8 protein-coding genes are annotated in these 8003 nt (G+C 66.3%); 1 reads left to right on the forward strand and 7 read right to left on the reverse strand.

Annotated elements, in window-relative coordinates; genetic code table 11:
• Positions 1-49: 49 nt before the first annotated feature.
• The 4 genes from qcrB to ctaE form a co-directional block, all read right to left on the reverse strand.
• Positions 50-1687, reverse strand: coding sequence for a cytochrome bc1 complex cytochrome b subunit (gene qcrB / locus ABD932_RS09110; protein ID WP_345010436.1), 1638 nt, complete (start codon positions 1685-1687; stop codon positions 50-52).
• Positions 1684-2733, reverse strand: coding sequence for a cytochrome bc1 complex Rieske iron-sulfur subunit (gene qcrA, locus ABD932_RS09115; RefSeq protein ID WP_345010438.1), 1050 nt, complete (start codon positions 2731-2733; stop codon positions 1684-1686). Before qcrA ends, qcrB begins: the two co-directional genes overlap by 4 nt.
• The gene (gene qcrC / locus ABD932_RS09120) at positions 2730-3542 is read right to left on the reverse strand and encodes a cytochrome bc1 complex diheme cytochrome c subunit (protein ID WP_345010440.1); all 813 of its coding nucleotides are present in this window, start codon (positions 3540-3542) and stop codon (positions 2730-2732) included. The genes qcrA and qcrC overlap by 4 nt, the downstream gene beginning before the upstream one ends.
• Positions 3543-3621: 79 nt before the next feature.
• Positions 3622-4242, reverse strand: coding sequence for an aa3-type cytochrome oxidase subunit III (gene ctaE / locus ABD932_RS09125; RefSeq protein ID WP_264931280.1), 621 nt, complete (start codon positions 4240-4242; stop codon positions 3622-3624).
• Positions 4243-4387: 145 nt separating this feature from the next.
• Between ctaE and ABD932_RS09130 the strand changes: the two genes are divergently transcribed.
• Positions 4388-4789: a response regulator gene (locus tag ABD932_RS09130; RefSeq protein WP_345010444.1), complete on the forward strand. Its 402-nt coding sequence runs from the start codon at positions 4388-4390 to the stop codon at positions 4787-4789.
• A 99-nt stretch (positions 4790-4888) separates the two neighbouring features.
• Here the strand turns inward: ABD932_RS09130 and ABD932_RS09135 are convergent, their stop codons facing one another.
• From ABD932_RS09135 to ABD932_RS09145, 3 genes are all read right to left on the reverse strand, one after another.
• Entirely contained in the window at positions 4889-6154 is a 1266-nt protein-coding gene (locus ABD932_RS09135) for a L,D-transpeptidase (RefSeq protein ID WP_345010446.1), read from the reverse strand.
• A 131-nt stretch (positions 6155-6285) separates the two neighbouring features.
• Positions 6286-6684: a cytochrome c oxidase subunit 4 gene (locus tag ABD932_RS09140; protein ID WP_345010448.1), complete on the reverse strand. Its 399-nt coding sequence runs from the start codon at positions 6682-6684 to the stop codon at positions 6286-6288.
• A partial coding sequence (locus ABD932_RS09145; protein WP_345010450.1) for a cytochrome c oxidase subunit I occupies positions 6681-8003 on the reverse strand: 1323 nt, incomplete at its 5' end. The genes ABD932_RS09145 and ABD932_RS09140, both read right to left, overlap by 4 nt.

The following is an 8003-nucleotide window of genomic DNA, read 5'->3' on the forward strand; positions in this document are numbered from 1 at the left end:
CCGTACAACCGGATGGGGCCCTTGACCGTGGCGTGGCGAAACGCAGCGATCAGTGGTGGCCGTGGCCGCTCGTGATCTCCTTGTACTCGTCGACCGTCGGCTTGGGGATCTGACCGTCCTCGCCGAAGTACGACTTGCTGAGCTTGGCGCGGAGCTTCTCGGAGCCCTTCACCTTGCGCTCGACGCCGTTCTCGTCGACCTTCGGACCGATCTCGGCCGGCTGGTACTGCTCGTGCGCGGTGAGCGTGTACAGCGCGTCCTGGCTGAGCGGCTCGTGCACCTCGATGAACTCACCGTGCGGCAGGCGCTTGATGATGCCCGACTCGCGGCCGTGCAGCACCTTGTCCTTGTCCCGGCGCTGCAGGCCGAGGCAGATCCGCTTGGTGACGATGAACGCGATGACCGGTCCGGCGAAGAACCCGATCCGGACGAACCAGGTGACCGCGTTGATCGACAGGTGGAAGTGGGTGGCCCACAGGTCGTTGCCACCGCCGACCAGGCCGATCATGTACACCGTGATCCAGGCGACACCGAACGCGGTACGCGTCGGGGCGTTGCGCGGGCGGTCCAGGATGTGGTGCTCGCGCTTGTCGCCGGTGACCCAGGACTCGATGAACGGGTAGACCGCGATCGCACCCAGGACCAGACCGAAGAGCACCAGCGGGATGAACACACCCAGGACGAGCGTGTGACCCCAGAAGTTGACCTCCCAGCCCGGCATGTAGCGGACCAGACCCTCGGCGAAGCCCATGTACCAGTCGGGCTGGGCGCCCGTGGACACCTGGTCCGCACGGTAGGGACCCATGGCCCAGATCGGGTTGATCTGCGCGATCGCGGCGATGACCGCGATGACACCGAAGACCAGGAAGAAGAAGCCTCCGGCCTTGGCCATGTAGACCGGCAGCAGCGGCATGCCGACCACGTTCTTGTTGGTCTTTCCGGGGCCCGCGAACTGCGTGTGCTTGTGGTAGAAGACCAGGATCAGGTGGCCGACCACCAGGCCGAGCATGATGCCCGGCAGCAGCAGGATGTGGATCGAGTAGAAGCGGGCCACGAAGTCGGTGCCCGGGAACTCGCCGCCGAAGAGGAAGAACGAGATGTACGTGCCGACGATCGGCATGGACAGGATCGCGCCCTCGGTGAAGCGGACACCGGTGCCGGAGAGCAGGTCGTCCGGGAGCGAGTAGCCGGTGAAACCGGTGAACATGCCCAGGACGAACAGCAGGAAGCCGAACAGCCAGTTGATCTCACGCGGCTTGCGGAACGCGCCCGTGAAGAACACGCGCATCATGTGCACGAACATGCCGGCGAGGAAGATCAGCGCGGCCCAGTGGTGGATCTGCCGGATGAGCAGACCACCGCGCACGTCGAAGGAGATGTGCAGCGTGGAGCTGAACGCCTCCGACATGAGCTGTCCCTGGAGCGGGACGTAGGAGCCGTGGTACTCCACCTCGTTCATCGACGGGTGGAAGAACAGCGTCAGGTACACACCCGTGAGGATGATGATGATGAAGCTGTAGAGGCAGACCTCACCCAACATGAACGACCAGTGGTCGGGGAAGATCTTGCGCATGTTGGCCTTGGCCAGGGAGTAGATCCCCAGTCGGCCGTCGGCCCAGTCGGCGACGCGCTCGCCGGCCGGTGCCTTGTCGCGCGAGCGCGACTCGGTGGTGGACTCAGTGCTCATCCGCGCTCCCAGAATGCAGGACCGACGGGCTCTTCGAAGTCGCCGAGCGCCTCGAGGTAGCCCTCGTCGTTCACGCCGATGCGCAGCTGCGGCAGGGCGTGGCCGGCCGGGCCGAAGATCACTCGGGCACCGTCGGAGAGGTCGAAGGTGGACTGGTGGCAGGGGCAGAGCACATGGTGCGTCTGCTGTTCGTACAGGGAGATCGGGCAACCGACGTGGGTGCAGATCTTCGAGTACGCGACGATGCCCTCGTGCGACCACTCGAGCTCGCGCTTGTCCTTGATGTCGGCAGGCTGGAGCCGGACGATCATCAGGGCGGCCTTGGCGATCTCGTTCTGGAACTCGTGGTCGTGCTCCTCCAGGCCCTCCGGCTTGGCGAAGGTGAGGGAGCCGACCGCGACGTCCGAGGGACGCAGCGGCTCGTTGGTGTTCATGTTGACGAGCAGCTTGCCCTTGGACCACAGGGTGTGGCGCAGCTTGGTGCCGGGCAGCGGACCGAGGTCACGCAGCAGGACGACACCGGAGAGCGGGAACAGGGCCAGCGCGCCGAACATGGTGTTGCGGATCAGCTTGCGGCGACCCAGCGCGGACTCCTTGGCGCCCTGCCGGAAGTCGGCCATGACCTTGGCCTTGACCTCGGGCTCCGCCGCGATCGCGTGACGGTCGTCCGCGACCTCCTCGTCCGACATCAGGGTGCGGGCCCAGTGGACCGCGCCCGCGCCGATGCAGAACAGCGCCCCGCCGAGGGTCAGACCCAGCGCGAAGTTCAGCGCGTTGAGGTGACCGATCGGGAAGACGAAGATCGACTTGTCGTGCGGGATGGCGACGTACGAGGCGATGAAGCCGACGGTGGCCAGCATCGACACCGTGAACAGCAGGGCGACCGTGCGCTCGGACCGCTTGGCGGCCCGCTCGTCGATGTCCTGGATCCGGTGCTCGTGGGGCGGCAGGCCGGGGTCGGCGAAGGGGTTCTTCTCGTCCGCTACCGCGACGTGGGCGTCCTGCTCAGCGGGCAGGTTCTCTTCTGGAATGTCTTGGCTACTCATGACTTCTTGGCCTTTGCGGTCCGAGCGGCGACCCAGACGGCGACCGCGATCATTGCGCCGAGCCCGAAGATCCAGGAGAAGAGGCCTTCGGTGACCGGCCCGAGACCGCCCAGCTCCAGACCACCCGGGTTGACCGTCTCGTCGCTGTTGACCGCGTGCAGGTACGCGATGATGTCCTTCTTGTTCTGCTCCGACAGCGTGGTGTCGGGGAACGACGGCATGTTCTGCGGGCCCGTCTGCATGGCCTCGTAGATGTGCTTCGGGTCGACGCCCTCGAGGCTCGGCGCGAACTTGCCCTTGGTCAGAGCGCCGCCCTTGCCGGTGAAGTTGTGGCACTGGGCGCAGTTGTTGCGGAAGAGCTCGCCGCCCTTGGCGATGTCCGCGCCCTCGGGGCCGTACTGCTCCTCGGTCGGGACGTTCGGGCCGGCGCCCAGCGAGGCGATGTACGCCGCGAGCTGGTCGATCTCGGCCTGCGAGTAGATGTTCTTCTTCTTCGGGACCTGGGCGCCCTGGGAGGTGGCGGCAGGCATACGTCCCGTCGAGACCTGGAAGTCGACGGCGGCGGCGCCGACACCCACCAGGCTCGGACCGTCGGAGGTGCCCTGACCGCCGGTGCCGTGGCAGCTGGCGCAGCCGACGGCGTAGAGCTTCTTGCCCTCCTCGATGGTGAGGGACTGGGCGGTTTCCTCGGCCTGCGCCTTGTCCGCGGGCGCGAACACGGCGTACAGCCCCCCCGTGCACGCCAGCGCGAGGAGTAGGACGACGACCGCCGCCAGCGGATGGCGTCGTCGTGCGGAGAGCTTTTTCACGGATTACCCCGGTGTCAGGATCTTCTGCGTCGATGCTTCGGTAAGTGCGTTTGTTGAACGCGCGCGGGATCGGGCCCGGCTACTTGATCATGTAGATCGTGGCGAAGAGACCGATCCAGACGACATCGACGAAGTGCCAGTAGTAGGACACGACGATCGCGGCGGTCGCCTGCTCATGCGTGAACCTCCGGGCCGCGTACGTGCGGCCGAGGACCAGCAGGAAGGCGATGAGACCGCCCGTCACGTGCAGGCCGTGGAAGCCGGTGGTCAGGTAGAAGACCGAGCCGTACGGGTCGGACGAGAGCGAGAGGCCCTCGTGCTTGACCAGCTCGGTGTACTCGTACACCTGACCGCCGATGAAGATCGCACCCATGATGAAGGTGACGATGAACCAGCCCCGGAGCTTCTTCACGTCACCGCGCTCGGCGGCGAAGACGCCGAGCTGGCAGGTGAGGGAGGAGAGCACCAGGATCGTGGTGTTCGTCGCCGAGAACGGGAAGTTCAGGGCGTCGGCCTTCTCGTGCCAGAAGTCCGGACCGGTCACCGATCGCAGGGTGAAGTACATCGCGAAGAGGGCCGCGAAGAACATCAGCTCGGAACTCAACCAGATGATGGTTCCGACGCTGGTGAGGTTCGGTCGGTTGACCGACGGGTGCGCGTGACCCTTGTCTACTGTCGTTGCTGTCGCCACGACCGACATTATGTCGGTCGCTTATCCCGCCCTCACTCCGGGGGGTGCCGTTCGGAGTGTCTTCCCCGTTCATACCGGTGTTGACGTGGTGTTCAAGGGAGTAGCATCCGGCCCAACGGGCCTGTCCTTACGACGCAGACGTCACGGAGGAACAATGCAGCCGACCGCCACGGTGCTGGTCTACAGCGACGACTCCAACACCCGCGAGCAGGTGCGGCTCGCCACCGGGCGCAGGCCCGCACCGGACGTTCCCGTGGTGCGGTTCGTGGAGTGCGCGACGCCGGCCGCGGTGCTGCGCGAGCTGGACAAGGGGGACATCGACGTCTGTGTGCTGGACGGCGAGGCCGTGCCCATGGGGGGCATGGGGGTGTGCCGGCAGATCAAGGACGAGGTGTTCAACTGCCCGCCGGTGCTGTTGCTCATCGGGCGGCCGCAGGATGCGTGGCTGGCCACGTGGAGCCGTGCTGAGGCGGCGGTGACGTTGCCTGTGGAGCCGGTGGAGTTCGCGGGGGCGTTGGCTTCTCTGTTGCGGACGAAGCGGCTTCAGAGCGCCTGAGAGCTCGGGAGCTTGAGGTTCGCGGGCGACTGCGGGTCCGGTTGTGGCTGGTCGCGCAGTTCCCCGCGCCCCTGAAGGGGCGCTGCCCCTGAGGTCGCTTCAAATGCTCTGTGGCCTCAGTCTTGCCTTCTCCGACGGGCTCGGGCCCTCTGGTGTGCCGGCTACCAGCGCGCTGCCGTTGCGCCAGTTCTGCCACGGCAGGTTCCAGTCGCCGAAGCCGTTGCCGAACGGTTCCATCGTGTTGCCGTACGAGTTGATGACCTTCACGATGTCGCCCTCGCGTATGTTGTCGAAGAACCACGAGGCGTTGGCGGTGCTCATGCCGGTGCAGCCGTGGCTGACGTTGGCGTAGCCCTGGGAGCCGACCGACCAGGGGGCCGCGTGGACGTACTCGCCGCTCCAGGTCACGCGGGTGGCGTAGTAGACGGGTAGGTCGTACGACTCCGAGGAGCCCGCCGCTATGCCTATGCTCGTGCCGCGCATGCGTACGAAGTACTCCTTGGCCAGTACGACCTTGACGCCGTTGCGGGTCTCGAAGCCGGGCTTGCCGGTGGTGACCGGTATCGACCTGACCTCCTCGCCGTTCCGGTAGAGCGTCAGCTGGTGGGACGCGGCGTCCGTGACGGCTATGACCTGGTCGCCGATGGTTATTCGCAGCGGCTTGACCTTGCCGCCCCACAGGCGTTCGCCGATCTTCACGCCGTCGAGGTTGCTGCGGGCCCGGATCGTGGCGCCGGTGGGCCAGTACTCCTTGGGGCGGTAGTGGAGTTCCTTGTCGTCCACCCAGTGCCAGGTGCCCTCCACGGCGGGCGTGGAGTCGACCTTCAGGGCCCGCTCGACTATGGCGCGCTGCTTCTTGTCCTTGAGGGGCTGGTTCAGGGCGGCGGTGATGGGCTGCCCCACGCCGTACTTGCCCGCCTTGGGGCCGAACTGCACCGTCAGATGCTTCTTGGTGGTCGGCCGGCTGGTGTCGAAGGTGAGCACCTTGCGGCCGGGGGCACCGTCCTCGTCCTCGGTGCTCACACGCACCGTGTAGCGGGCGTTGGCGGCGAGCGGGGAGGTGCTGTGCCAGCGGGTGCCGTCGGCGGAGAGTTCGCCCGCGACGTAGCGTCCTGCGGCGTCCCTGGCGGTGACGTCCGTGATGCGGCCGTCGGAGTCCTCCGCGGTGACTTCCAGGGGCTTGTCGGGGTCGGCCTTCTTGCCGTCGCCCGAGGGGCCGTTGAAGGCGATCTGGTCGGCCGCGTCGTAGGGGTCGGCGGCCAGCGGGTTGCCGTCGCTGCTGCAGGCGGCGGCACTCGCGCCGAGTGCGGTCAGCAGGAGCGTGCAGCCTATGACGGTCTTCGTGCGCGGTGCTCTGTTGCTCATGGCTTCACGCTAGGAAGCGGCGTCAGGGGCGGCGCGCCGGGTGACACGTACGGGTGAGTCGGATTACTGCAAAAGAGGGAGCCCGGACACTCCTGGCGGAGTGTCCGGGCTCCCGATGAGCTCAGCTCGTGCTACTGGGTGCGGTTCTCACCGCGGTAGTACTCGAAGACCCAGCCCCAGATACCGATGAGGACCAGCGGCGCCGAGAAGTACATCAGCCACCAGCCGATCGCGATCGACAGGAAGGCGAGGGCGCCTCCGATCGCGAGGGAGAGCGGCTGCCAGCTGTGCGGGCTGAAGAACCCGACCTCGCCGGCGTCGTCCGCGACGTCCGCTTCCTTGTTGTCCTGCGCACCCGTGTCGACCCGCCGGGCCGTGAAGCCCAGGTAGAAGCCGATCATGATGGCAAGGCCGAAGGCCAGGAAGAGCGCCGTGGTACCGGCCGGCTCCTTCGACCACACGCCATAGACGATCGCCATGGCGAGGATGAAGACGCTCAGCCAGATGAACATCTTGCCCTGAACCTTCACTTGCCGGCCTCCTTGCCACCAGCCAGAGCCTTGTCACCGTGAGGTGCGTTCTCGAGCTGGTCGAGGGCGGCGATCTCAGGGTGGTGCAGGTCGAACGCCGGGGATTCGGAACGGATCCGCGGCAGGGTGAGGAAGTTGTGCCGCGGCGGCGGGCAGGACGTGGCCCACTCCAGCGAGCGGCCGTAGCCCCACGGGTCGTCGACGCCGACCGGCTTGCCGTACTTGGCCGTCTTCCACACGTTGTAGAAGAAGGGCAGCAGCGACGCGCCGAGGACGAACGAGCTGATCGTCGAGATCGTGTTCAGGGCGGTGAAGCCGTCGGCCGCGAGGTAGTCGGCGTAACGACGCGGCATGCCCTCGGCACCCAGCCAGTGCTGGACGAGGAAGGTGCCGTGGAAGCCGACGAACAGCGTCCAGAAGGTCATCTTGCCGAGGCGCTCGTCGAGCATCTTGCCCGTCCACTTCGGCCACCAGAAGTGGAAGCCGGAGAACATCGCGAAGACGACGGTGCCGAACACCACGTAGTGGAAGTGCGCCACCACGAAGTACGAGTCGGAGACGTGGAAGTCCATCGGCGGCGAGGCCAGGATGACGCCGGTCAGACCACCGAAGGTGAAGGTGATCAGGAAGCCGGTCGCCCAGAGCATCGGTGTCTCGAAGGACAACGAGCCCTTCCACATCGTTCCGATCCAGTTGAAGAACTTCACGCCCGTCGGTACGGCGATGAGGAACGTCATGAAGGCGAAGAACGGAAGGAGTACGCCACCTGTGACGTACATGTGGTGCGCCCACACGGTCACGGACAGACCCGCGATCGCGATGGTCGCCGCGATCAGACCCATGTAGCCGAACATCGGCTTGCGGGAGAAGACCGGGATGACCTCGGAGATGATGCCGAAGAACGGCAGGGCGATGATGTACACCTCTGGATGGCCGAAGAACCAGAAGAGGTGTTGCCACAGCAACGCTCCGCCGTTGGCCGAGTCAAAGATGTGGGCGCCGAACTTGCGGTCCGCCTCCAGCGCGAACAGCGCGGCGGCCAGCACCGGGAAGGCCAGCAGGACCAGCACACCGGTCAGCAGCACGTTCCACACGAAGATCGGCATGCGGAACATCGTCATGCCCGGGGCACGCATGCAGATGATCGTGGTGACGAAGTTGACCGAGCCGAGGATGGTGCCGAAGCCGGAGAAGGCCAGACCCATGATCCACAGGTCGGCGCCGATGCCCGGGCTGCGGACCGCGTCCGACAGCGGGCTGTAGGCGAACCAGCCGAAGTCGGCCGCGCCCTGCGGGGTGAGGAAGCCGCCGACCGCGAT

It is taken from the genome of Streptomyces shaanxiensis, assembly GCF_039537145.1.
Classification (GTDB): domain Bacteria; phylum Actinomycetota; class Actinomycetes; order Streptomycetales; family Streptomycetaceae; genus Streptomyces; species Streptomyces shaanxiensis.

Bases quoted from the DNA above. Each gene is read 5' to 3' on its own strand.
- qcrB (WP_345010436.1), bottom strand. From the start codon at position 1,687: ATGAGCACTGAGTCCACCACCGAGTCGCGCTCGCGCGACAAGGCACCG.
- ABD932_RS09130 (WP_345010444.1), top strand. From the start codon at position 4,388: ATGCAGCCGACCGCCACGGTGCTGGTCTACAGCGACGACTCCAACACC.
- ctaE (WP_264931280.1), bottom strand. From the start codon at position 4,242: ATGTCGGTCGTGGCGACAGCAACGACAGTAGACAAGGGTCACGCGCAC.
- ABD932_RS09135 (WP_345010446.1), bottom strand. From the start codon at position 6,154: ATGAGCAACAGAGCACCGCGCACGAAGACCGTCATAGGCTGCACGCTC.
- qcrA (WP_345010438.1), bottom strand. From the start codon at position 2,733: ATGAGTAGCCAAGACATTCCAGAAGAGAACCTGCCCGCTGAGCAGGAC.